The following is a 23,395-nucleotide window of genomic DNA, read 5'->3' on the forward strand; positions in this document are numbered from 1 at the left end:
GCACCGGGCTCGTCTCCGCCTGCCCGTGGTCATGGGGGGCGGTGGAGCCGTACCGAGGAGAATCCCCGCTCGACGGAGGCGTGGCATCGGTCGGGGGAGTCGCCGGCGCTGGTGAACAGGGCGGTCAGCAGGGGCATGGCGTAGGCGAGGGCGTGGTCGGGCAGGGGTCCGGTGACGACGAGTGAGGCCAGGCCGTGGCCGATGGCCCAGCTCTGCGTGGCCAGTTCCAGCGGGTCGACGTCGTCGCGGAACCGGCCCGCGGCCTTGGCTCGTTCGACGGAGTCCACCAGGCGTTGCAGGGTCTCGTCGGCGGCTGCCGCGTCTTCGAGCTCGAAGGCGGGGTCGAACATGACGCGGTACAGATCGGGGCTGGTCATGGCGTGGGCGAGGTAGGCGGCCCCCAGGGCGGCGAGGTCGCGCACCGGATCGGCCGACAGTGAGACGGCCTGCAACTCGGCGGCCAGCCGGGTGAACCCTTCCTGCCGCATCGCGCTCCACAGGCCGTCCATCCCGCCGAAGTAGGTGTAGACGGCCATCGTCGAGACTCCGGTGCCCGCCACCACCGAGCGCAGCGTCACCGGCTCCCGCGTCGCGAGCATCTGCGCGGCGCGTTCGATCAGCAGTGAGCGGACCGCTGGGTCCTTCGTCCTCGCCATCGACCACAATATACATAGCGATGCTATGTTTTGAGAGAGCGTATTCGACAAGGAGCCGCACATGCCCGTGACGCTGATCAATCCCGACGGGCTGCCCAAGCCCGAGGTCTACCGGCAGCTCTCGATCGCCACCGGGTCCCGACTGGTGTTCCTGGCCGGCCAGGTGGCCCGCGACGCCGAAGGACGGAAGGTCGGCGAGGGGGACCTGGCCGCGCAGGTCGAGCAGTCGTATCTCAACATCGCGACCGCTCTGGCCGCGATCGGCGGGTCGTTCGACGATGTGGCCAAGCTGACCGTCTACGTCGTGGACTGGACACCCGACAAGATGCCGCTGCTCGGGGAGGGCGTCGCGCGGGCGGCCGCGAAGCTGGGGGTCGACCCGGTCAAGCCGGTCACCCTTCTGGGCGTCGCGGCGCTGGGGGAGCCGGACCTCCTGGTCGAGGTCGAGGCCACCGCGGTCCTCGACTGAGCCGTCGCGACAGCCGGCAGCGGGCCCGACCCGCTTCGCGCCGTACGCGTCAGGGCAGCGCCTGGAACACGCGCCGGGCGTTCAGGTGAAGGAACATGGCGCGGGTCTCCTCGTCCAGCCCGAGCCGATCCAGCCCGTCCAGTGCCTTGAGCGGTGTGATCATCGGATAGTTGGTGCCGAACAGCACCTTGCCTTGGCCATGGCTCTTCAGATACGCGACCAGTTCGGGGGGATAGCGGCGAACGGTGTAGGCAGAGGTGTCGATGTAGACGTTGGGGTGCTTGGTGGCTACCGCGATCATCTCGGTGGTCCATGGATGGCCGATGTGCCCGGCCACGATCGTCAGTTCGGGAAAGTCCAGCGCCACCTGGTCGAGATAGGGGATCGGCCGGCCGGGCTCCGAGGGACGCAGTGGTCCGGTGTGGCCGGCCTGAGTGCAGAACGGGATGCCGAGCTCGACGCATTCGGCGTAGAGCGGGTAAAAGCGGCGGTCGGTGGGTGGCAGATCCCACAGCCAGGGCAGGATGCGCAATGCCTTGAAGCCGAGTTCGGTGACCGCCCGCCGGAGCTCGTGGACGGCCGCCATCGGCTTGCGCAGGTCGACAGAGGCGACCCCGGCCAGGCGTCCATCTGATTCGGCGACGAAGGCGGCCACCTCGTCGTTGGAGATCAGCGCGCCTTCCGGCCCGTACCAGGCGCTGATCAGGGCCAGATCGACGGCTGCCGCGTCCATGGCTGCCACGGTGACGGAGAGCGGCGGCTGGTCGGCCGGCAAGGAGGTGCCTGACCAGTTGCGCAGCGAGTCGAACATGTCGTGCTGGATGAAGCGCCGCGTCGGGTGTTGTGCCCAGACATCAATGATCGGCAAGGGGATGCCTCCTCCTGGTGACCGTCCGGTCCATGAAGGCCCGGATCCGGCCGTCGACTGCCGCCGTCGTCCACAGGTCCACGATTGCCGGCTCGTCGGTGAGACGGTCGAGCCGTTCGTTCACCTCCTGCCGGAGTTGCGTCTTGGTGTAGCGGAAAGCGTCGGTCGGGATATCGGTGGCCATCCGGCTCGCAACCGCCATCGCGTGGTCCAGCAGAGCGTCCGGGTCGCTCAGCTCGTCGACCAGGCCCAGCGCCAGGGCCGCCTCCGGCTCGTGGTTGGCGCCGTCGAACATCGCACGGCGGGCGCCGACCGGGCCCAGCGCGAACCGCATGATCTCCAGGGCCGAGTGCGGGAACGGCACCCCGACCCGCAGTTCCGGAACCCCGATCGTGCCGCTCCCCAGGGCCATGATCCGGTGGTCGCAGGCTGCGGCAAGCACGCACCCACCGGCGATGGCGTGCCCGTTGACCGCGGCGACCACCGGCTTGCCCAGGTCGAAGACGGATCGGAAGGCACCGCTGAGCGCGGGCAGAAACTCCGCCACGTACGCGGCGCCACCGTCCACGACGCGCGTGAGGTCGACGCCCGCCGAGAACGCCCGTCCCGATCCGGTCACAACCACGGCCCGCACCGGTCCCCGGTCGTCCAGATCGCGCATGGTCCGCTCGATCGCCCGGCACAGCTCCAGATCCAGAGCGTTGACCTTGCCATGGGCCAGTCGGACAACCCCGATACCGTCCACTACGCCGACCGTGATCACCGCGTTCCCTCCCGCGCCTGGGCTCTGTCTGTTTCCGGACGTCTGCCCCGGCCACCGGAACGTCCGCCGGCGATCACAGGTACTGCCTCAGGTCGTCCACGTCGAGGAGCGGCAGACCCCAGCGCAGCGCGGCCACCTCCAGTTCGGCGGCCTTCGCCATGGTTCCGTCGGGGTTCATGACCTCACAACACACTCCGACGGGCGGCAGCCCGGCCGCCACGCACAGGGCCACGGTGGCCTCGGTGTGACCGGCGCGCTCGGCGAGACCTCCGGGGCGTGCGGCCAGCGGGAACACATGCCCCGGCCGCAGGAAGTCGGCCGGCCTGGCCTGCGGGTCGGCCAGGCGGCGCACGGTGGCGGCGCGTTCGGCCGCCGACACCCCGGTGCCGGTCCCGGTGGTCAGATCCACCGGGACGTGCGGCCGGGTGCCATGACGATCACCAGGTCCGGGAATGGGCCCGATCTCCAGGCGGTCGAGGACCTCGGGCGCACAGGGCACGGTCGGATGGCCGCAGACCTGCGTGAGCAGGAAGGTGAACGCCTCCGGGCGCAGCCGCGCCCCGGCGAACACCACGTCGCCCTCGCCCTCCCGGTCGGGGTCCCAGATCACCACGGCTCCTCCGGAGGCGAGTTGCGCCAGTGCCTTCTGCACGCCCTGCCCGCCCGAGACCCGTCCCGCCCACGGCAGTGCCGCGAGCACCTCGCCCACCGCCCGCCCAGGGTCGGACGGCCAGCGTCTCACCAGGCGGGTGAGCAGGTCGGACTCCAGGTTCACGCGATCACCGACGGACAGCTCCGCCAGCGTGGTGGCCTGCAACGTCATGGGGATCAGCGCCACCGAGAACCGGTCGCGGGACACCTCGGCGACGGTCAGGCTGACGCCGTCGACCGCGATCTGCCCCTTGGGGACGACCAGCGGAAGCAGCCGCTCCGGCGGCTTGATCCATAGTCGCCGGGCGCGGCCCTCGTCGTCGACTCTCACGACCTTGCCCACCGCGTCCACAGCGCCCTGGACCAGGTGACCGCCCAGAAGGTCGCCCAGGGCCAAAGGCGCCTCCACGTTGACCCGCGTGCCGGGTTGGAACTGGTCGAGAGTCGTTCTGCGGCGGGTCTCGGCGGTGAGTCTGGCTTCCAGAACGTCCGTCTCCTGCTCGGCCTGGACGGTCATCAGCCCGACGCCGTTCAGGCAGATCGAGCCCAGCCCGCTCGCCGCGGCCTTGGGAGCTCTGACCGCGATGCGGGCGTGGTCGACGGCCATCACCTCGCCGACTTCCTGAATGTGCCCGGTGAACATCCAGCACCACCTCTCGACAGCGGCAGGGACGGTCCTTGCCGTACGAAGAATCAGGGGCCGTGGGCGGGGCCCGAGAGGTGGCGGGGTATCACCGCGTGGCCTGGAATCACACCGAGTCGTCCCGCCTCGATCAGCGGGACCGGCGGGCTGTCACCGCCGCACCTTGGAATCGCACCAATCTCACATATATCACCATCAGCCATCGTGATCAATGATTCGGTGAGCGCAACCGGTGCCCCGTGCCGCACCAGGTCAACGGGGCGAGGGCTGGGTCAGGCGGTGCGGCGGGAGCGGGCCAGGGCCAGCCCGCCGAGGACCGTGGCGATCAGCCCCACCGCCAGGTCCACGTAGCCCCCGACGATTCCGTAGCCGGTGCCGGGACCGCCGTCGGCGGCGGCCACGACGAGCGCGCCGATGAGCGTGCAGGTCAGCCCCGTGGCCAGGGTCACGATGGCTCCCCTTCTGCCGGTGCCGGTGCCGGTGCCGGTGCGGCGGGCGGAACGGGCCAGGGCCAGCCCGCCGATGACGATGCCGGTCAGCCCCAGCAGCGCGGCCACGGCGGACCACAGACGCCCCGAGGTGAGGGTGTAGGCATCGACGGGCTGGACCAGGACGTGCGCGGCCGCCGGGGTGGCGAGCCCGACGATGGCGAGCGGGGCGGTCGCGGCGGTGGCGGCGGTGGCCAGCAGGTGGCGGATGGACATGAGGGTCCCTTCTGATGGATGACGGGCGTCGCCGGCAGGTGGTGGTGGGAGAGGGATAGGCCGCGGCGGCAGGTCTGGTGCGGCGGCCGTGGCGGTCGTCGTTCGGCAGTCGCCGACCGCGGCCTTGAGGTGGGTGTGCGCGCTGGGGTGTGCCGTGGTCAGCTGCTGGGGGCGTGGCTGGGGGAGCGGGTCAGGGCCAGTGCGCCGAGAGCCGCACCGGCGAGCCCGAGCACCAGGGCCATGGCCGCCCCGAACACTCCGTTGCCGGTGCCGAGGCCACCGTCGGCGACAGCCAGTTTCACCGCGCCGTTGAGTCCGCCGATCAGTCCCGCCACGACGGCCACGACGGCTGCCCTCCTGCCGCCGGCGCCGGCGCCGGCACGGCGGACCGAGCGCAGCGCCAGCCAGCCGATGACGACGCCGCCCAGCGCCACCAGCGCGGCCACACTGGCCCAGACGCGTTCGGGGGTTCCGAGGAAGGTGTCGACACCCTGGCCCGCGCACTCTGCCGACGTCGTGCAGACCGGCGAGGCCGCCTGCGCGGCAAGCACCAACAGGACGGACATGGAGGATCCTTTCGGTCGGATGGCAGGCCCCGGCGTGGGCGGGGCGGTGATGCGCCCTGCCCCGGCGGGGTGCCGGTGACGAGTGGGAGCGCCGGGGAGGGCTGCACGGAACCGATCATCGCGTCGTCGAGGCAGCCGCGGCCTCCGACAGCCGGCGGCAGCGGCTACGCAGTTCCGCGTAGGCGACTCGTGCCCGGCTACGCCCGTCGTCGTAGGCGGCCGCGCGGCTGGGCGGAGTGTTCCCCTGGGCGGGGACCGTAGGATCGCGGCATGGAATCCCGCGTGGTGTCGTTGCGTCTGCCTGCGCCGGTGCAGGACGTGTTGCTCGCGCTGTTCATCACCGTGATGCAGGTTCAGGGCACGATCGTGCGCAACGCCGGTGAGGTGGTGCAGCGGCCGCTGACCGACCTCGGAAACCTGGGATATGTCCTGCTGGTCGTCGGCGGCGTGGTCGTCGCCGGCCGCCGCCGGTGGCCGGTGCCGGTGTTCGTGATCGCCGCGCTCGCCAGCCTGGTGTACTACTCCCTTGACTTTCCGGACGGCCCCGGCTGGCTCGGGCTGTTCGTGGCCCTGTACACCGTGGCCGCCTACGGGGACGGGCGCCGGTCGCTGGTGATCGCGGGCGTGGGCGCCTCGGTGCTCGCCGCCGGCTGGCTGGTCGCCGCGGCCGACCTTGAGCCGCGGGCCGCCATCGGCTGGGTGTTCTTCCGGATCGGCGCGGCGGTCATGAGCGCGGCCCTCGGCGAGTCCGTCCGGTCCCGGCAGGTCATCGCGGCCGAGGCGCAGGAGCGCGCCGAGCTGGCCGAACGCACCCGCGAGGAGGAGGCGCGGGCGCGGGTCGACGCCGAGCGGCTGCGGATCGCGCGGGAGGTCCACGACACCGTCGCGCACGCCATAGCGATCATCAACGTGCAGTCGGGTGTCACCGCGCACGTGCTCGACAAGCGGCCGCAAGCGGCGCGGGAGGCGCTGCGCGCCATCGAGCACACCAGTTCCCGGGCGCTGCGGGAGATGCGCGCCATCCTCGGGGTGCTGCGCGACGACGACGGTGACGACGACGGGCGGGGGCCGTACCCCGGGCTGGGGCAGGTCGACGAACTGGCCGCCAAGGCACGCGAGGCCGGGCTCGACATCACCTTCCAGGAGACCTCCGCGCCGGCCCCGTTGCCCAGCGCGGTGGGCAGCGCCGCCTACCGCATCGTCCAGGAATCGATCACCAACGTGGTCCGTCACGTCGGCCCGACCCGGGTGACGGTGACGCTGAACCCGGGGACGGAGGAGCTGGAGATCCGCGTGACCGACGAGGGCCGCCGCGCCGGGCCGGCCGACGACTGCGCGGATGCGCGCCCACCGGCCCGGCGGCCGAGCGACACCGACAGCTCCGCCAAGCCCGGCCGCGGGATCGCCGGCATGCGCGAGCGCTGTCGGCTGCTGGGCGGAGAACTCGACGCCGGGCCGCTCGCGGGCGGCGGGTTCGAGGTCAGGGCACGGCTGCCCCTCGCACCGGCCGGGTCGCGCCGGTGAACGCGGCGGCCGCCTCACCGTCGAGCGACGCTCGCGTCAGGGTGCTGCTCGCCGACGACGAGGGTCTCGTCCGCTCAGGGTTCAGGGTCCTGCTCGACCTGGAGGACGGCATCACCGTGGTGGGCGAAGCGACCAACGGCGCCGAAGCCGTCGAGCGGGCCCGCGCCACCCGTCCCGACGTCGTCCTCATGGACATCCGCATGCCCAGGCTGGACGGCATCCAGGCCACCGCCGAGATCGCCCGGACGCCCGGGCTGGAGCAGGTCCGCGTCCTCATCCTCACCACCTACGACACCGACGAGTACGTCTTCGACGCCTTGCAGGCCGGGGCCAGCGGCTTCCTGCTCAAAGACGCCGGACCGGCCGAGCTCCTGCAGGCGATCCGGGTGATCGCCGCCGGAGAGGCGCTGCTCGCGCCGCGCATCACCCGGCGCCTCATCGGCCAGTTCACCGCGCACCGGAAGGCCGCGCGGGCCGCGGAAGACCGGCTCGCGGTGCTGACCCAGCGTGAGCGTGAAGTGCTGGCCCTGGTGGGACAGGGCCTGAGCAACCACGACATCGGTGCCGAGCTGTTTCTCAGCCCGGCCACCGTGCGGACCCATGTCAGCCGGGCGATGGCGAAGCTGGGTGCGCGCGACCGGGCGCAACTGGTCGTCATCGCCTACCGGACGGGACTGGTCAGCCCCGCGCCGTAGGGCACGGCCACGCCACGTTGGGGAGAGCAGGCAGTTCGGCGGCCGCATTCCCCAGGGGTGCGGCACCAGTGAAACCAGGCCGCACGGCCGGTCGTCATCCGGTGGCCTGGCAGGTGGTGCCCGGGGGCGGGAGCCTCAAGCTGGTGAGGTAGCGGTTGACGTACGCGGTGACGCAGCCGCCCTTGCCGTAAAGGTAGAGCGCGTGGCCGTGTCCGTCGTAGCGGACGCTTGAGGAGCCCGGCACGTGGCGGATGATACTGGCGACCTCGTCGTGGTCGGTCCAGCTGCCGACTCCGAGGAAGGGCACCAGGCCGCTGGTGGGCAGCGGCGCCGGCGGGTTGGTGACGGGGGCGGGCCAGCCGGCGCAGCCCAGCGGCCACCACGCCCGCTGCCCCGCGAAGTTCGGCGACAGCTCCTGCGCCCTGCGCAGGGCGCTGCGGTAGGCCGCGTAGCTGTCGTACCCGCGGCCGTCGAGGCAGTGGGTCATGTTCTGCCCGGCGAGTGAGGGGACCTTGGGGCCGCCGGTGGCCCGACGGACGTACTCGGCGAATCCGGAGGCGTCGCCCTCGGCGGCCTTCTTGATCGCCTCGGCCAGCTCGACCCAGCGCGGTACGTCCGGTTCCGGGCCGGGCGCGGTGAAGCTGGGGGCAGCGGCCACCTTCAGGTCGAACCCCGTGTAGGCGGCCCCGGTCGGATCGTTGCGTACGGGCACGGGTGAGCGGTCTGCGGCGACCACCAGCCGGCGCCACACCTCACCGGCGTCCTGGCCGTGCAGGGCGCAGGCCGTGGCCGAACGGCACCAGGCGGCGAACCGCTCCAGTGCCTTCTCCGCCCTCAGATACATGGAGGGTTCCCCGGCCGTCGTCTCCTCGACATGGCCGGCGGTGCCGTCCATGACCATGGCGCGGATGCGGGAGGGGAACAGGCGGGCGTAGGCCAGCGCGGGATGTCCGCCGTAGGAGGTGGCGAGGAAGCTCAGCCGCGGCTCGCCCATCGCGGTGCGGACGGCCTCGATGTCGCGGGCGACCGAGGCCGAGTCCATGTGGTCGAAGAAATCCGGGTCTGCCGACCGGCACCGCTGCGCGTGTTCGCGGTTGGTCCGGGCGAGTGCGGCGTACTCGGCACGGGTGTCCGGCAGGGTGATGTAAGGGCCGGTGGCCAGGCACTCGTACGGCAGCACGCCGCCGGGCTTGACGGTGTTGCGCGGGTCGAAGCCGATCACGTCGAAGCGGTCACGCAGCTTGGCGAACCTCCCGTGGAACTGCTTCAACTCATCGATGCCCGACACCCCGGGACCGCCGGGGATGGCGAACACCGTGCCGATCCGGCGTGCCGCACCGGAAGCGGGAAGCATCGCGATGGGCACGGTGATCTTCCGTCCGGCGGGCTCCGTCCAGATGAGGGGCACCTGGACGGAGGCACAGCGCATGTCCTTGGGGGCGTCCTTGTCGGTACACGGCCTCCAGGCGAGCGAGGACGGGCCGGAGCCGGCCGAGTCTGCGGTGGCGGGCACCGCCACCAGAGCGGCCAGGAGCGTGGCGGCCGCTCCAACGGCCGCCACCTTGAGGCGTCCCTTCAGCGCGGTCACCGTCGCGCCCGCCGTCAGCGCTGCGGCGACGTAGCCGACGAGCAGCGCGGCCGCCGCCCCCGAAGGCAGCAGGCCGCCGCCCACCCCGGCGATCTGCGACGGCAGATTCTCCATCATGTACGAGCCCACCTGCGAACGCAGCGGCGACGGCAGCGCCTGGGCGATGATCGGGATCACCAGGAAGAACATGACGAGCGCGACCAGGCTGCCAGGGGTGGACCGGATCGCCGCGCCCACACCGAGCCCGATCAGCGCCGCGGCCGTCATGGACAGCCCGGCGACGACCACCGTGGCGAGCACGCCCGGCTCCGAAAGCGGGGTGCCAAGGGTGCCCCCGTCAAGCAGCAGCTGACCGGCGCGGTCGCCGAGGACGGCCTGGGCGGCCAGATGCATGGCGAACGCCAGCACCTGGCCGGCGACCAGGGTGACCGCGGCCAGCCCGGGGATCTTGGCGAACAGGAACACCTGCCGCCGTGGCACCGCCGCCAGGCTCGTACGGATCATCCCTGTGGCGTACTCGGAGGTGATCGAGAGCGCGCCCAGCGTACCCAGCACGAAGTAGGCGACCGGCAGCCCGGTGCCCAGCCCGGCGCCGTTGCTGGTGAAGCTCAGCCGCTCCTCGAACGTCTGGCGGTCGAATCCGCGGCCCATCAGGTACGCCACCCCGGCGCAGACCAGCACGGCGAGGATGGAGACGGCCAGCAGGTAGATGTTGGAGCGGAGCGAGCGAAGCTTGTACCACTCCGAGGCGATCACGTCCCTCATCGGGTGGCCTCCGAGAGGGTTGCGGTGGGGGCGGGGCGGGCGCCGTACTGGACGCTGTCCTCGGTCAGCTCCATGAACGCCTCCTCCAGCGAGGCGCTGCGCGGCGTCAGCTCCCGCAGCGCGATGCCCGCCCGCAGGGCCAGCGCGCCGATCTCGGTCGCGTCCATGCCCCGCACCTTCAGGTCGCCGGGCGCCAGGGCGTCTGCGGTCACGCTCGCGCCGTGTGCGCGCAGGGTCTGCGCCAGCCGATCCGGGTGCGCCGTGCGGACCAGCACGTCGCGCTTGAACTGTGCGGCGAGTGCGTCCGTCGTCGTGTCGGTGATCAGCCGGCCGCGCCCGATGACGACGACGTGGTCGGCGGTGAGGGCCAGCTCGTTCATCAGATGGCTGGACAGCAGGACGGTGCGGCCGTCGGCCGCGAGCGAGCGCAGCAGGTCGCGGATCCAGCGGATGCCCTCGGGGTCCAGGCCGTTGAGCGGCTCGTCGAACATGAGCACCGCCGGGTCGCCAAGCAGCGCCGCCGCGATGCCGAGGCGCTGTTTCATGCCCAGGGAGAACCCGCCGATCCGCCGGTCCGCCACGTCGGTCAAGCCGACCTGGTCGAGTACGGCGGCCACCCGCTTCAATGCGATGCCGTTGCTGCGTGCCAGGCAGCCGAGATGGTCGCGGGCCGTACGCCCGCCGTGCACTGCTCCGGCGTCCAGCAGCGCTCCCATCGTGCGCATGGGCCGGCGCAATGACGCGTACGAGCGTCCGTCCACCAGCGCTTCACCTGCGGTAGGGATCTCCAGCCCGAGTACGACTCGCATGGTCGTGGACTTGCCGGCGCCGTTCGGCCCCAGGAATCCGGTCACCAGGCCCGGTTTGACGGTGAAGGTCAGGTCGTCCACGGCGAGCGTGCGGCCGTATCGCATGCTCAGCCCTCTCACTTCGATCACGTCTCATCCTTGTTCGCCAGGTCAGGCCGATCAGCTCGTTCCGATCGGCGGGACCAGCCTCGCGGCCCCGGACTCCGGCCTCCATAGGCGTCGGCCTACCGGCCAGGGTGGGAAACAGCCACCTCAAGGGGTAGGGCCAGCCCCACCGTCTTCTCCTCGCCGACAGGGCAGACTGCACCTGTGATGGGGATACGACCCGCGTTCGGCGGGCCGGCGCGGCAGGCCGTCAATGCTTTGGCGGGGTATGCGCGGCCCGGGGTGAGCGGACTGGCGGTGCTGGTGGTGAACGCGGTGACCGGCCTTGCGGCGCTGGTGGTGCTCGTTCTGGTGCTGGTGAGCAGTGCCCTCGTGCCGGTGGCCGGTCTCGGGCGGGCGCCGCTCGGCTTCGGGCTCGTTCTCGTCCACCGCCTGGCCGCCTACCAGCGTCGCTGGGCGGGCCGGGTGCTCGACAGGGATGGCGCCGCAGGTGGTCACCGGCGTGAAACCGGCCGGCCATGGCGGGCCACTGCGGTGCCGGAACCGCGCCGGCGCGGCACGCGGCGTGAGCTGGGCTGGCTGGCCGTGCACGTCGTCACGGGCCCCGTCCCGGTGGTGGCGGTGTGGGCGATGCTGGCCGCCCTGGACTACGTCTGGTTCCGGCTGCGGCCGGTGGAGACGAGCACGCTGAACACGTTCGCCCTCAGCTTGTCCATCGTGGCCATCGCGACCGTCGCCCTCATGGCCATGCCCCTGTTCCGCATCGGGCAGGCACGCCTGGCGCGACGGCTGCTGGATGGCGGCACCGCGACGGAGGCGCGGATCCGGGCGCTTACCGCGTCGCGGGCCGCGGTGGTCGACGCGCGCGCCGCCGAGCTGCGGCGCATCGAACGCGACCTGCACGACGGCGCGCAGGCCAAGCTGATCGCCGTCCGCATGCACCTGGGGCTGGCCCGCGGCTCCCGTGATCCGGGCGAGATGGTCCGCGTGATCGACGAGGCGCGGGAGGTGGCCGGCCAGGCGCTGACGGACCTGCGTGACCTGGTGCGCGGCATTCATCCCCCGGTGCTGTCCGACCGGGGTCTGGCCGGCGCCATCGAGGCGTCCGCGCTGCTGTGCCCGATACCGGTTGAGGTCGACATCGATCTGCCCGGCCGCCCGCAACCGCCCGTGGAGTCCGCTGTCTACTTCGCCGTCGCCGAGGCGCTGGTCAACGTGGCCAAGCACAGCGGCGCCTCACGCGCATGGGTGCGGCTGCGGCACACCGCCGGCGTCCTTCGCATGACCGTGGGCGACAACGGGTGCGGCATGGTGCGCCGCGACGGTGGCACCGGAGTACGCGGCATCGAGGACCGCCTGTCCGCCTTCGACGGCTCGCTCACGGTGAGCAGCCCTCAAGGCGGCCCTACCGTACTGACCATGGAGGTCCCGTGCGCGTTGTCATAGCCGAAGACCTGACACTTCTGAGGGACGGGCTGGTCCGCCTGCTGTCGGCGCACGGCTTCACCGTCGTGGAGGCCGTGGACAACGGCCCCATGCTGCTGGAGGCCCTGGTCCGGCACCGCCCGGACGTAGCCGTGATCGACGTACGGCTGCCGCCCAGCTTCACCGACGAAGGGCTGCGCGCCGCGCTGGAGGCACGCAGCCGGGTCCCAGGGTTGCCCGTGCTGATCCTTTCGCAGTACGTGGAGCAGCTCTACGCCAGAGAACTGCTGTCCGACCGCTCCGGCGGGGTGGGCTACCTGCTGAAGGACCGGGTGGGCGACGTCGACAGGTTCGTGGACGCGGTCCGCCAGGTCGCCGGGGGCGGCACGGCGATGGACCCGGAGGTGGTCTCCCAGCTGCTGACCCGCCGCAGCCGCGACGAGCCGCTGGCCGCACTGACCCCTCGGGAGCGTGAGGTGCTCGCGCTGATGGCGGAGGGCATGTCCAACGTGGCCATCGCCGCCCGCTTCCAGGTCACCGACAAGGCGGTCGGCAAGCACACGAACAACATCTTCGCCAAGCTCGGCCTGCCGCCGTCCGACGACCACAACCGCCGCGTCATGGCGGTTCTGGCCTACCTGCAGGCCGTACCCGCGCCATCACGACCGCTGGTGTAGCGCTCACGTGAATTGCTTGGCACGGTGGTGAGCCGACCGTCGCCTACCCGACAGCTCTGCGACACCCGCGAATGTCGTCGCTCATGCCTTCTCCGTGAGCGAATCGACACCACGGTCACAGAGCCGTACATCGTCGCAGGTCAGGCAAGTCCGTGGGAAATCTCCCCAGGACTACAGCGAGGCCTTCAACGGGGGAGTGGTGGACCAACGTGACGGCAGCCGTCGCGCGCCTGCAGCCCTCTGATCGCTTGCGACCGCTTATCGGGTCATGTGCCGCCGAGGGACGAGTTCGTCTGCGGCACGCCCGACCTGGTCGAGGTCGGCTCCGAGCTTGACCAGCACCTGAGCCGCGGAACTCGCACCATCCCGGACGAGCGCGAGCAGGAGGTGCTCAGTGCCGATGTAGTCGAGGCCGCGCTGCAAGGACTCCCGGTTCGACGACTGGAGGGCTTCGCTGGCTGCCGGGGTGAACGGAAGGTGTCCCGACGCGACGGTCTGGCCTCGGCCCTGGATGTCCTCAACCTGCCGGCGCAGACCTTCAAGGCTCAGGCCCAGGTTCTTGAGTACCGTGGCGCCCACGCCCTCACCTTCACGGATCAATCCGAGGAGAAGGTGTTCGGTACCGATGGAGTCGTGGTTGAGCATCTTGGCCTCGTCCTGGGACAGGACGACGACTCGCCGCGCCCTGTCGGTCAACTTCTGGAACATGCTGCCACTCCTCACGAAGCAGTTGGTCGGCCGGCTCGGGTGGTTCCATCCTTCCGTACGCGGTGAGGTGTCCAACACATGATCATCGTTGGAGTTCCGCTCAGGGAGGCGCATGACGCTCAGGCGGGTTCTTCCGGTTTGCGGGCGATGTCTCCTCGAGCCATGTCTTTGACATGTAAACAAGTTACCAGCTAAGTTCGTTTCCATGTCAACTAAATCTGTGCGGGTCCTTGTCCTCGTGTGCAGCACCCGTCCTGGCGCTCTCGGTCCGGTGGTGGGGCGGTGGCTGGTCGACACGATCGCGCCACGGGCCGCGGAACTGGGAGTGGAGCTCCTGCCGGTGTCCCTCGGCGACCTCGCGCTGCCCTTCCTCGACGAGGAAGGCGAGCCCGCCTCCGGCCTCTACCGGCACGAGCACACCAAGCGGTGGAGCGCGATGGTGGACGCGGCGGACGGCTTCATCGCGGTGACCCCCGAGTACAACTACGGCATGCCGGCGACCTTCAAGAACGCCCTCGACTACCTGGGCCGGGAATGGGCGTGGAAGCCGATGGGGTTCGTCAGCTACGGCAACACCTCGGCGGGCACCCGGTCGGTTCAGCACGCCAAGCAGGTGGTGACCACGCTGCGACTGGTGCCGCTGGGTGCCACGGTCGCCCTGCGCATCGCCGAAGCGGTCGATCGCGGGCGGCTCCGTCCCGACGCCGGCCGAGACAGGGCCGCCATCGGGGTCCTGGACGAGCTCGTCCGCCTCGCCCACGCCCTGCGGCCGATGCGCGAGCGAGCCGGCTCGGGTTCGGGGGCGGTACCGCTGTCGGGGTCGTACGCGAGGGCGCTGACCCCGGACGACGCTCCGGAGGTTCTGGTGCTCCAGCGGTGCTGCTGGGTGGAGGAGGCGCTGGCCAACGACAGCCTGGCCATCTCCGCCCTGGAGGAGTCGCTGGAGCAGGTACGCGCATGGCTGGACACCTGGCAGGCCACGGGCCTGTGGCGGGACGGCCGGCTCCTGGGCATGGTGCGCACGCGGCGCGTGGACGACGACTGGCACGTGGGTCGCCTCGGCGTCGTCCCCGATCTGCGCGGCCAGGGCGTGGGGCGCTGGCTGCTGCGCGAGGCCGAAGCCGCCATCGACGCCGGGTGCCGCCGCATCGTGCTGTCCACCGGTGCCCGGAGCCGGCACAACATCGGCCTCTACCACTCCCAGGGCTACCGCACGGAGTCGTCCGACCGCGCGACGGCCGTCCTCACCAAGCCCGTGCCCGCGGATGTCGGTGCCGGGCTTCCCGACGAGGAGCCGGCGGAGACGCGATGAGGAGACCTCTGATGCTGCGGCTCCCGGCTCAGGCGCGTGGGCCGGCGCCGTGCAGCAGGGTGTCGATGATGCGGGCGGCGAGGATGTCGGGGTCGGCGCCCTCCGCGTTGCCGTGCAGGGATTCGCCGATCAGCGCGTAGTAGACCCGGCGCACCCAGTCGAGGTCGGCCGCTCGGTCGATGAGCCTGTCGTCCTGGGCCCGCTTCAGTACGGCGGTGCAGCTGCGGGCGATGTCCTGGTGGAGGAGGGCGGCCTCGCTGCCGGGAGCTGCGGGCAGCCCCAACGCGAACGCCCAGGCGCCCTTGACCTCGAGCACGTTGGCGGTGATCCGGTGCATCGCCACCAGCGGCGGCGCGGTGTCCGGCCGGCCGTCGTCGACCGCCTGGGCGAGCTGACGGGCCGCGGACGAGGCCAGCGCCTCGATCAGCGCCTGCCGGCTGGCGAACCGCCGGTGAATGGTCGTGCGGGCCACTCCCGCGGCCGCGGCGATCTGCTCCATGGAGGCGCCGGGCTCCTGGGCGAGCACCCGCTCGGCCGCCTCCAGGATCGCGCGCACGCTGCGCTCCGCGTCCGCCCGCAACGATCGTGCCGCCGTCTCGCCCATCACGCCTCCTGCTCGGCCACTTGTCCAGCAAAACACTACATCGTTGATACCGCCAACCCGATAGCTGCATCATGCTTGTTGCAGTTAAGTCAGTTTCTGGTACGTTTCAGTTCCAGTTTCCATCGTCTCAGATGTTCCCCGCCAAGGAGAACCACGTGCACAGCACCGCCCTCATCACCGGAGCCTCGTCCGGCCTCGGCGCCGAATTCGCCGCCCAGCTCGCCGCCCAGGGCCACGACGTGATCCTGGTGGCGCGCTCCGGTGACCGGCTTGCCGCCCTCGCCCAGCGCCTGACCGCCGAACACGGCATCGGCGCCCATGTGGTGGTCCAGGACCTCGCCGAGCCGGACGCCGCCCGCCGCATCGCCGACCAGTTGACCGTCCGTGGTCTGAACGTCGACCTTCTGGTCAACAACGCCGGCTTCGGCACCTGCGGCCGCTTCGAGGAGATCCCCGCAGCCCGCGACCACGACCAACTGATGGTCAACGTCGTCGCACTCGTCGACCTCACCCACGAGGTGCTGCCCGGGATGCTGGAGCGCGGCCGCGGCGCGATCGTCAACGTCGCCTCCAACGCCGCCTTCCAGCCCTCCCCGTACTTCGCCGTTTACGGCGCGGCCAAGACCTTCGTGCTGAACTTCGGCCTCGCCCTGCGACAGGAGTACCGCCGGCGCGGCATCCGCGTGCTCACCCTGTGCCCCGGCCCGGTCGAGACCGCCTTCTTCGACACCATCGGCACCCGCAACGCGGCCGTCACCGGCTCCATGACCACCCCGCAACCCGTCGTCCGCGCCGCCCTGCGCGCGCTGGAGCGGGACCGCGGCTACGTCGCCCCCGGCTTCGGCAACGCCCTCACCGCGCACCTGACCCCCCGCCGCCCCCGGACCCTGGTCGCCGCCATCGCCGAACGCATCACCCGCAAGGTCCTCACCCCCCTCGGCTGATGCCGTCGAAGCCCGAAGACCGTCAGCCCCGTGCTGAGACCGGGCCCGCCGGACCGGGTGGTCCGGCGGGCCCGTCGGCCGGCGTCCGCCTGTGTCCGCCTGTGTCCGCCGGTCAGGAGGGCTTGGCGTCGGTCCAGCCGGCCTCCAGGACGGCGGTGGAGTTGAACACCGTGCCGGGCTCCAAGCCGGCCTGAAGGCCACCGGGCTTCACCACGACGTTCTGGTCGCCGAGGGCCTGGCCGGTCGCCTCGTCGAAGATCAGCCGGTGCTGCAGGACGGCGGAACCCGTGACGCGCTCCTCGACGGCGACGGCCGTGCCCCGGCGGCCTTCGCCGTCCGTGACGTTCTGGATGACCTCGACGGAATCGAGTTCGGCGAGCATGCGGAAGGCCGCCCCGCGGACCTGGGACGTCACCGGCATGTCCGTGATCAGGCCCGCGCTGACCCTGAACAGCCAGGCGTCCGACCCCATCGGGACAGCGGAGGACTCCGTGTCGTGTCCCTGGTAGGAGCGCAGCAGCCACTTCTTGAGCTGCTGGGGGTCGCTCGGGAGACCGCGCAGGTCCTTCATGGTGACGTTCCTGCCCAGCCAGAACACCTTGTCGCCGTCCACCAGCGGGCTGTGGCTGGTCCGGGCCCGGCCGGGGGAGACCGTCAGGGTCATGGGCCCGCGCTTGCCCGGCACCGCGATGTCGATCTCACCGGGCGAGCCGGCCCGCTCCCACGCCTTGCGGTCCTCCTCGCTCGCCGGCGCGACCCCCAGCGGCCGGCTGCGCGCCCACTGATCGCCACCGGCGGCGCGGGGCGTCCACATCTCGCTGCGCTCGCGCGCCACGACCCGGTAACCGCCCTTCGCCGCGCTGTACAGGCTCCGGGTCACCGACACCGTGTGCCAGTAGGCCCCGGTCCGCTCGCTTCGCCGGTCGGCCTTCTCCGCGGCGGCCAGCAGGACGTCCCGCGCCGCCAGCTTCACCCGCGTCGCCGGCGCGGTGCTGGGGCTGCCGGCGACCGGACGGCCGCCATCGGGCGCCCGTGGCGTCGGCGCCGTGCCGTTGCCCGCCATGACCACGACCACCGCGGTCGCGGCGGCCGTGGCGGCCGCGACCCCGGCCAGGCCGAGGCCCCACACCGGCTTGACGGCCATGCGCCGGCGCCGCACCGGCCGCGGCTGCGACATGGCGCGGGCCAGCTCGGCGGACCTGGTGCGCGGGTCCACGGGCCGGTCGCCGAGATGTGCGGGCCGCGCGGCCCGGAGCTCGTCGATGTGATTCATGACCACTCCTCGCTGAGGTTGTGCACGTGGGGCAGGGACGGCTGGGCGGGGTCGCCGCCACGCGAGCCCCTGGCCGGTTCGGCGGCCTCCGCGATGGCTCGCTGGAGCCGCTTGCGGGCCCGATGCAGCCGCACGCGGTACGTCGCCGACGAGCAGCCGATGACGCGGGCGGCCTCCTTGGGCGACAGCCCGTGCCAGGCGACCAGGACGAGGATCTCCCGGTCGTTGTCCGGCAACGCGGCCAGCGCCCGCAGCACGCCCATCCGCTCGGTCACCTCGTCGGCCACGTCGCCCTCGGTCCAGCACCGCAGTTCGGCGGCCAGCGCCTCCCTGCGGGCCTCGGCCCGCACGCTGTCGCGCAGGACGTTGCGGGCGACGCCGAGCAGCCACGGCAGGGCGTGCTCCGGCACGTCGTCCAGCCGTCGCCAGGCGATCGCGAACGTCTCGCTCACCACCTCATCGGCCACCTGCCGCCCCGCGCGACTGACCGCGTAGGCCCACACACGTTGTCGGCATTCGTCGTAGATACCGGTGAACCGGTGCGCATCGTCCGTCACCACCCAGCCCCTTCGTTCGGGTGCTTTCTCTGACACCAGGAAGTGGCGCGAACCTTCTTCTCGTTACGCCTCGGTGCGCACTTTTCCGAAGTATCGCCTCTGCGGGCCGGAGAGGCGGGCGGGCATCCAGCAGGCAGCAGCCAACAAGCACAACAAGCAGGCATCCAGCAGAAAGCCGGGCTTCCAGCAGGCTGCTGGAAGCCCGGCTTTCGGCACGACAGCCGCGGTTGCGCCGCGCCTTCGGCGGCGGCGGCTCGGCCCGCGCCCCGGGCTCAGACTGTCGGGACTCAGGCTGTCACGGCTCAGGCTGTCACGGCTCAGGCTGTCAGGGCGGTGCGCAGCTTGGTGAGCACCGCGCGCAGGATGCGCGAGACGTGCATCTGCGAGATCCCGAACTCCTCGGCGATCTCCGACTGGGTCATGTTGCCGTAGAAGCGCATCAGCAGGATGTTCTTCTCCCGGGCCGGCAGGGCGTCGATGAGCGGCTTGATCGCGTGGGCGTCGAGCAGGGTGTCGAGCGACTGGTCCTGCGCGGGCAGGAGGTCGCCCAGTTCGGCCGCGTCGTCGTCGGCGCCACCGCCGACCGGGGCGTCCAGCGACAGCGTCGAGTAGGCGGCGGAGGCCTCCATGGCCAGCAGCACGTCCTCCTCCGAAATGCCCAGCTTGGCGGCCAGTTCGGCGACGGTGGGGGAGTGGCCGAGGGTCTGGGTCAGCTCGGCCGTGGCCTTGTTGATCTCGATGCGGCGTTCCTGGTAGACGCGCGGCACCCGGACGGCCCAGGTGCGGTCGCGGAAGTGCCGCTTGACCTCGCCCAGCACGGTGACCATGGCGTATCCCCTGAACTCGTGCCCGAGCGAGGGGTCGTAGCCGTTGACGGCCTTCATGAGGCCCACGTAGGCGGCCTGGCGCAGGTCGTCCATGGACTCGCCGCGGTAGCGGTAGCGGCGGGTGATCTCGGTCACCAGTCCCTCATGCATCTCCACCAGGCGCTCGCGGATGCGCGCCGCGTCCAGGTCGGAGATGTCCGGCTCGGCCAGGCGGGTGAGGAGTTCCTCGGCGGTGAGCTGGTCGGAGGTGATGGTCAGGAGGGGCACGTCTTCTCCCGGGGGTGTCGGCGGCCCCGTCCATGAGAAAAAGCCCATGCAGAGGCACGCCTTCGTGTGCGTGAGAGGAAGCCCTCTGCTGGACTTCGAGATCCACTATCCCCCATGAGGGCCCTGCCCTCACCTCCTGACGGTAACGGATTCATAACTGATGTCGGGGCTCCATGCCGCGGTGGCCGGATGTCCGGGCCGGAAAAGCGCTCCGGCCGCCACGTCGCAGGAGGGCCCGGCCGTGGGCGTGGTGGCGCGGGCGCGTCGTCGGTGGTCGGTCATGGTGCGCAGGTGTCAGATGATCTCGATGTTGGCCATCATCCCCATCAGAGCCTCCCGAGGGGACCGGCGGCTGGAGCCGTCGGGGGAATCGGGAGTGGGGGGCCGTCAAGGCCCGAGTGTGCCCTGACCTGTCAGATTCGGGCATCAGAGGTCTCCGTTCATCGTGCGTTAGATACATGACGCTGGGATAGTGATCGTGTGACTCGTCAGGTGCGCACCTCCCCCGGCGCGGCGTACGACCTCGGGTACCACGTCGTGTGGTGTCCGAAGTACCGCCGCCCGGTCCTCGGCGGGCGGGTGAAGACCGGCCTGGAGGAGCTGATCCGCGCCAAGGCCGGCGAGCACGGCTGGGAGATCGTGGCCCTTGAGGTGATGCCCGACCACGTGCATCTGTTCGTCAGGCCGCACCAGAAGAACTCCCCGTCATATGTGGCCAGCCAGTTCAAGGGGTTCACCTCCCACCACCTGCGCGCCGAGTTCGCGCACCTGCGCTCCCAGGTGCCCACGCTGTGGTCGCGGTCCTGCTTCGTAGCCACCGTCGCCACCGTCGGCACCGTCGGCACTGTGTCCGCCGAGACGGTGCGGCGGTACATCGAGACGCGGTATGAGCGGGCGCCCGGGGCGGGTGGCGGTGCGTAGGTCTTACAAGTTCCTCATGCGTCCGACCGCGCACCAGCGGGCCGCGCTCACCGCGTGCCTGGACGACCACCGCGCCCTGTACAACGCGGCGCTTGAGGAGCGGCGCGAGGCGTACGAGCGGTCCAAGGTGTCGATCCGGTACGGCGACCAGTCCGCCCAGCTCAAGGAGATCCGCGCCTACGACGCGGACCAGGCCCGTTGGTCGTTCTCGTCCCAGCAGGCCACGCTGCGCCGGTTGGACAAGGCGTTCGGCGCGTTCTTCGACCGCGTCAGGAAAGGCGCGACGCCCGGATACCCGCGCTTCAAGGGGCGGGGCTGGTTCGACACGGTCGAGTGGCCGAAGGACGGCGACGGCTGCCGGTGGGACTCCCAACCCGAGCATCCGGCCGCCACGTTCGTGCGCCTGCAGGGCGTCGGCCACGTCCGGGTGCACCGGCACCGGGCCGTGAAGGGCCGGGTGAAGACGATCGCCGTCAAGCGCGAGGGCTCCCGCTGGTACGTGGTGCTGTCGTGTGACGAGGTGCCCGCGCAGCCCCTGCCCGCCACGGGTGTGGTCGCGGGGATCGACCTGGGTGTCGCCTCGCTGGTCACGACCAGCGACGGCCACCATATCGACAACCGGCGGCACCTGGCCGCCTGCGCCGACCGTCTGGCATCGGCTCAGCGAGCTCTCGCCAGGAAGAAGCGCGGGTCCAAGCGTCGCCGTAAGGCTGTGGCCCGGGTGGCGGCGCTGCACGCCAAGGTGCGCCGCCAGCGGGTGGACGGCGCGCACAAGACCGCGCTCGCCCTGGTCGGCGACTACGACGTGATCGTGCACGAGGACCTGCGGATCACCCACATGACCCGCTCGGCGTCCGGCACGATCGACGCCCCCGGCCGCAACGTCGCGCAGAAAGCCGGGCTCAACCGTTCGATCCTGGATGCGGGTTGGGGGGTGTTCCTGACGATCCTCGCGCACAAGGCTGAAAGCGCCGGTCGAGAGCTGATCGCAGTCGATCCCCGCAACACCTCCCGCACCTGCGCCCGCTGCGGGCACGTGGCGAAGGACAACCGTCTCACCCAAGCCGAGTTCGCCTGCACGGCGTGCGGGCACACCGCGCACGCCGACGTGAACGCGGCGATCAACATCCTCAGGGCAGGGCTTGCCCTTCGCCAGGCCACGCAAGCGGCTTAGCGAGAAGCCGCTCCCTTCAGGGAGCGGAGGAGTCACGACCGCCGCGCATCCGCCCGGCGCGGAAGGAGAAGTCGCGCACCCTGACGGCGTCCGGGCGGCGCCAGGTCGGCAGATCGGTGGACAGGACGCGTGGGATGCGGCTGTCGTCGGCGGCCTCGCGCGCGACCCGGAAGGCCATCACGTCGCGGGTGCGCCCGGAGCCCAGCCGGTTGACGACTCTGACGCGGCCGCCGAGCGGGACACCCGAGAAGTCGACGATCACGTCGTAGCGTTCGGCGGGCGCGATCGGCAGCAGCCGGTGGGTGACCGGCACCGCGAGCAGTCCCTGGTCGGCGCCGATCTGGACCAGATCCAGGCGGCGTCCGTCGTCGCCGACCGCTTCGAGTTCGTAGTGCCGGGCGTTGGAGGCGTTCAGGATGCGCAGCCGGTAGCGGGCCGCGTCCACCTCGTGCACGGGCCACGGGGCGCCGTTGACCAGGATCACGTCACCGAGGACTCCGGCCAGATAGCGTTCAGGAACGCCCGGCCGCTCGCGCAGGGTGGGGTCCAGGGCGGGGTAGTCCAGGCTGCCGTCGGCGGCGAAAGCCCGGTCGGCGATCATGAGGGGCAGTTCGCGCTGCCCCGCGGGCAGGTCGAGCGCGTCCTCGGCGTCGTCGCGGACGATCTGCAGCCCCGCCAGGCCTCGCCAGATCGCGGGGGCGGTGAAGTCCATCCGATGGTCGTGGTACCACAGCAGCGTCGGCCGCTGGTCCAGCGGGAAGGTGTAATCCCTTGTCAGGCTGGTCACCGCGGCCCGCGGATCATGCATGCCGTGCGCGGAGCCGCGTGCGGGGCCGTGCCCGGTGTGCGTGGCGGCGTCGTACCAGCCTTCGGGGAGAACGAGGTCGGTCGGGTATCCGTCGGACGCTGCCGGAGTGCGTCCTCCGTGCAGGTGCACGACGGTGGGCACGGGCAGTTCGTTACGGTGCGTCACGGTGACGGGCCGGCCGCGGCGCGCCTCGATCGTCGGCCCGGGGAAGGTGCCCTCGTACGTCCACAGCGTCGTTCTGACCCCGGGCAGGATCTCCGCGGTCGCTTCGCGTTGGGTGATCTCGTAACGGTGGACACCGCCCGAGGTGCTGACCGGCGCGAGCACGGAGGGAAGCGGCAACGGCACCTGGAACGGCGGCGGAATCGGCGCGGCGCTGCGCAGTTCGGCACCGGTGAACGGCGGGCGGCGGGCCAGCGCGGTAGAGGCCGACAGTCCGGCGGCCGCCATCAGGCCGAGCGCCCCGCCGATGCCGAGCGCCCGGCGCCTGGTCGTGCCGTGGGTACGGTCGGATCGGTCGTCGCGGGGCTCACGCATGGCCGGCCTCCCGATGACGAGGCTGCTCCACGGTCCGCACCGGCCCGCGCGGGGTCTGCGGCCGGCGCGGCGGGGGCCGGCGCCATACGGCGATGAACAGCACGACGAGGGCGGCGACGCTCATCACTCCCAACGGGAGGTGCAACCACAGCGCGCCGTCCATCCCGGCCAGGTACTGCACCGCCTCGGCCGCCACCACAGCCGACGTGGCGAAGAACGGCCAGGCCCGACGCAGCCGAACCCAGACCACGATCGCCGCGATCACCTGCACCAAGCCGATTGCGGAAACCACGTCGGCGCCGACCGCATGCCAGCCCAAGCCGTCGTAGTCACCGCTCAGATACACTCCGGCGAACACCGGCTGACCGACGACCGCCACCGTGTGCGCGCTGACGACGGCCCGCAGGATCAGCTCGGAGAGCGTCGTGCGAGGCGAGGTCTCAGGCACGGCGCGCAACGGGTCAGTGGTCATGAGGGTGCTTCTCACTTCGTGCCTCGGCAGGCGCCTCCACCACGGTGAGACCACCGACAGAAGCGCCGACGACCAGGACGCCG

General features: G+C 71.4%; 23 protein-coding genes and 1 pseudogene. 9 read left to right on the forward strand and 15 right to left on the reverse strand.

Translation table 11 applies throughout. The features are described from left to right. Window positions 1-29: 29 nt before the first annotated feature. Window positions 30-656, reverse strand: a complete 627-nt coding sequence (locus ACGF0J_RS07595) for a TetR/AcrR family transcriptional regulator (protein WP_393143010.1) — start codon at window positions 654-656, stop codon at window positions 30-32. Between the two features lie 61 nt (window positions 657-717). Here ACGF0J_RS07595 and ACGF0J_RS07600 point away from each other — a divergent pair, with 61 nt between their 5' ends. Further along, window positions 718-1,125, forward strand: coding sequence for a RidA family protein (locus ACGF0J_RS07600; RefSeq protein WP_393143012.1), 408 nt, complete (start codon window positions 718-720; stop codon window positions 1,123-1,125). Window positions 1,126-1,174: 49 nt separating this feature from the next. Here the strand turns inward: ACGF0J_RS07600 and ACGF0J_RS07605 are convergent, their stop codons facing one another. From ACGF0J_RS07605 to ACGF0J_RS07625, 5 genes are all read right to left on the reverse strand, one after another. Beyond that, window positions 1,175-1,993, reverse strand: a complete 819-nt coding sequence (locus ACGF0J_RS07605) for an amidohydrolase family protein (RefSeq protein ID WP_393143014.1) — start codon at window positions 1,991-1,993, stop codon at window positions 1,175-1,177. Then, on the reverse strand, window positions 1,980-2,756 hold the full coding sequence (locus tag ACGF0J_RS07610) for an enoyl-CoA hydratase/isomerase family protein (protein ID WP_393143016.1): 777 nt from the start codon (window positions 2,754-2,756) through the stop codon (window positions 1,980-1,982). Before ACGF0J_RS07610 ends, ACGF0J_RS07605 begins: the two co-directional genes overlap by 14 nt. 73 nt (window positions 2,757-2,829) lie before the next feature. Further along, the gene (locus ACGF0J_RS07615; protein WP_393143019.1) at window positions 2,830-4,050 is read right to left on the reverse strand and encodes a riboflavin synthase; all 1,221 of its coding nucleotides are present in this window, start codon (window positions 4,048-4,050) and stop codon (window positions 2,830-2,832) included. A gap of 272 nt (window positions 4,051-4,322) precedes the next feature. After that, window positions 4,323-4,754 (reverse strand): DUF6223 family protein, encoded by a 432-nt coding sequence (locus ACGF0J_RS07620; protein ID WP_393143021.1) that lies wholly within the window; start codon window positions 4,752-4,754, stop codon window positions 4,323-4,325. A 158-nt stretch (window positions 4,755-4,912) separates the two neighbouring features. Further along, window positions 4,913-5,320 carry a DUF6223 family protein gene (locus ACGF0J_RS07625; protein WP_393143023.1) on the reverse strand — a complete coding sequence of 136 codons (408 nt, stop codon included), beginning with the start codon at window positions 5,318-5,320 and terminating at the stop codon, window positions 4,913-4,915. Between the two features lie 270 nt (window positions 5,321-5,590). On the opposite strand from ACGF0J_RS07625, the gene ACGF0J_RS07630 reads away from it, so the two are divergent. Together ACGF0J_RS07630 and ACGF0J_RS07635 are read left to right on the forward strand one after the other, a co-directional pair. Then, window positions 5,591-6,844 carry a sensor histidine kinase gene (locus ACGF0J_RS07630; protein WP_393143025.1) on the forward strand — a complete coding sequence of 418 codons (1,254 nt, stop codon included), beginning with the start codon at window positions 5,591-5,593 and terminating at the stop codon, window positions 6,842-6,844. Beyond that, window positions 6,841-7,539 (forward strand): response regulator, encoded by a 699-nt coding sequence (locus ACGF0J_RS07635; RefSeq protein WP_393143027.1) that lies wholly within the window; start codon window positions 6,841-6,843, stop codon window positions 7,537-7,539. The genes ACGF0J_RS07630 and ACGF0J_RS07635 overlap by 4 nt, the downstream gene beginning before the upstream one ends. Window positions 7,540-7,633: 94 nt before the next feature. On the opposite strand, the gene ACGF0J_RS07640 is transcribed toward ACGF0J_RS07635, so the two are convergent. Beyond that, window positions 7,634-9,892 (reverse strand): alpha/beta fold hydrolase, encoded by a 2,259-nt coding sequence (locus tag ACGF0J_RS07640; RefSeq protein WP_393143029.1) that lies wholly within the window; start codon window positions 9,890-9,892, stop codon window positions 7,634-7,636. Continuing rightward, the gene (locus ACGF0J_RS07645; protein ID WP_393143031.1) at window positions 9,889-10,830 is read right to left on the reverse strand and encodes an ABC transporter ATP-binding protein; all 942 of its coding nucleotides are present in this window, start codon (window positions 10,828-10,830) and stop codon (window positions 9,889-9,891) included. Before ACGF0J_RS07645 ends, ACGF0J_RS07640 begins: the two co-directional genes overlap by 4 nt. 183 nt (window positions 10,831-11,013) lie before the next feature. On the opposite strand from ACGF0J_RS07645, the gene ACGF0J_RS07650 reads away from it, so the two are divergent. Together ACGF0J_RS07650 and ACGF0J_RS07655 are read left to right on the forward strand one after the other, a co-directional pair. Next, complete coding sequence (locus ACGF0J_RS07650) at window positions 11,014-12,252, forward strand: histidine kinase (RefSeq protein ID WP_393143898.1); 1,239 nt, start codon at window positions 11,014-11,016, stop codon at window positions 12,250-12,252. Beyond that, window positions 12,237-12,908 (forward strand): response regulator, encoded by a 672-nt coding sequence (locus ACGF0J_RS07655; RefSeq protein WP_393143033.1) that lies wholly within the window; start codon window positions 12,237-12,239, stop codon window positions 12,906-12,908. Before ACGF0J_RS07650 ends, ACGF0J_RS07655 begins: the two co-directional genes overlap by 16 nt. A gap of 282 nt (window positions 12,909-13,190) precedes the next feature. Here ACGF0J_RS07655 and ACGF0J_RS07660 read toward each other — a convergent pair. Further along, window positions 13,191-13,616 (reverse strand): annotated as a pseudogene (locus ACGF0J_RS07660) (Clp protease N-terminal domain-containing protein); the annotation flags it as partial. A gap of 205 nt (window positions 13,617-13,821) precedes the next feature. Here ACGF0J_RS07660 and ACGF0J_RS07665 point away from each other — a divergent pair. Next, entirely contained in the window at window positions 13,822-14,928 is a 1,107-nt protein-coding gene (locus ACGF0J_RS07665) for a GNAT family N-acetyltransferase (RefSeq protein ID WP_393143035.1), read from the forward strand. Window positions 14,929-14,956: 28 nt separating this feature from the next. Here the strand turns inward: ACGF0J_RS07665 and ACGF0J_RS07670 are convergent, their stop codons facing one another. Next, the gene (locus tag ACGF0J_RS07670) at window positions 14,957-15,532 is read right to left on the reverse strand and encodes a TetR/AcrR family transcriptional regulator (RefSeq protein WP_393143037.1); all 576 of its coding nucleotides are present in this window, start codon (window positions 15,530-15,532) and stop codon (window positions 14,957-14,959) included. A gap of 155 nt (window positions 15,533-15,687) precedes the next feature. On the opposite strand from ACGF0J_RS07670, the gene ACGF0J_RS07675 reads away from it, so the two are divergent. Next, window positions 15,688-16,476 carry an SDR family NAD(P)-dependent oxidoreductase gene (locus tag ACGF0J_RS07675; RefSeq protein WP_393143040.1) on the forward strand — a complete coding sequence of 263 codons (789 nt, stop codon included), beginning with the start codon at window positions 15,688-15,690 and terminating at the stop codon, window positions 16,474-16,476. Window positions 16,477-16,588: 112 nt separating this feature from the next. Here the strand turns inward: ACGF0J_RS07675 and ACGF0J_RS07680 are convergent, their stop codons facing one another. From ACGF0J_RS07680 to ACGF0J_RS07690, 3 genes are all read right to left on the reverse strand, one after another. Further along, complete coding sequence (locus ACGF0J_RS07680) at window positions 16,589-17,749, reverse strand: CU044_5270 family protein (RefSeq protein ID WP_393143042.1); 1,161 nt, start codon at window positions 17,747-17,749, stop codon at window positions 16,589-16,591. Further along, window positions 17,746-18,306, reverse strand: a complete 561-nt coding sequence (locus tag ACGF0J_RS07685; protein WP_393143044.1) for an RNA polymerase sigma factor — start codon at window positions 18,304-18,306, stop codon at window positions 17,746-17,748. The genes ACGF0J_RS07680 and ACGF0J_RS07685 overlap by 4 nt, the downstream gene beginning before the upstream one ends. A 317-nt stretch (window positions 18,307-18,623) precedes the next feature. Next, entirely contained in the window at window positions 18,624-19,400 is a 777-nt protein-coding gene (locus tag ACGF0J_RS07690) for a SigB/SigF/SigG family RNA polymerase sigma factor (protein ID WP_393143046.1), read from the reverse strand. A gap of 480 nt (window positions 19,401-19,880) precedes the next feature. Between ACGF0J_RS07690 and tnpA the strand changes: the two genes are divergently transcribed. Together tnpA and ACGF0J_RS07700 are read left to right on the forward strand one after the other, a co-directional pair. Then, entirely contained in the window at window positions 19,881-20,321 is a 441-nt protein-coding gene (gene tnpA / locus ACGF0J_RS07695) for an IS200/IS605 family transposase (protein ID WP_393143049.1), read from the forward strand. A gap of 16 nt (window positions 20,322-20,337) precedes the next feature. Then, window positions 20,338-21,495 (forward strand): RNA-guided endonuclease InsQ/TnpB family protein, encoded by a 1,158-nt coding sequence (locus ACGF0J_RS07700; RefSeq protein ID WP_393143051.1) that lies wholly within the window; start codon window positions 20,338-20,340, stop codon window positions 21,493-21,495. A gap of 16 nt (window positions 21,496-21,511) precedes the next feature. Here the strand turns inward: ACGF0J_RS07700 and ACGF0J_RS07705 are convergent, their stop codons facing one another. Both ACGF0J_RS07705 and ACGF0J_RS07710 read right to left on the reverse strand, forming a co-directional pair. Then, window positions 21,512-22,840, reverse strand: coding sequence for a multicopper oxidase family protein (locus ACGF0J_RS07705; protein WP_393143053.1), 1,329 nt, complete (start codon window positions 22,838-22,840; stop codon window positions 21,512-21,514). Further along, on the reverse strand, window positions 22,833-23,312 hold the full coding sequence (locus tag ACGF0J_RS07710) for a hypothetical protein (RefSeq protein WP_393143055.1): 480 nt from the start codon (window positions 23,310-23,312) through the stop codon (window positions 22,833-22,835). Before ACGF0J_RS07710 ends, ACGF0J_RS07705 begins: the two co-directional genes overlap by 8 nt. Window positions 23,313-23,395 lie beyond the last annotated feature (83 nt).

Origin of the sequence: Nonomuraea sp. NPDC047897 (genome assembly GCF_043204415.1) — a bacterium.
Taxonomy (GTDB): Bacteria; Actinomycetota; Actinomycetes; order Streptosporangiales; family Streptosporangiaceae; genus Nonomuraea.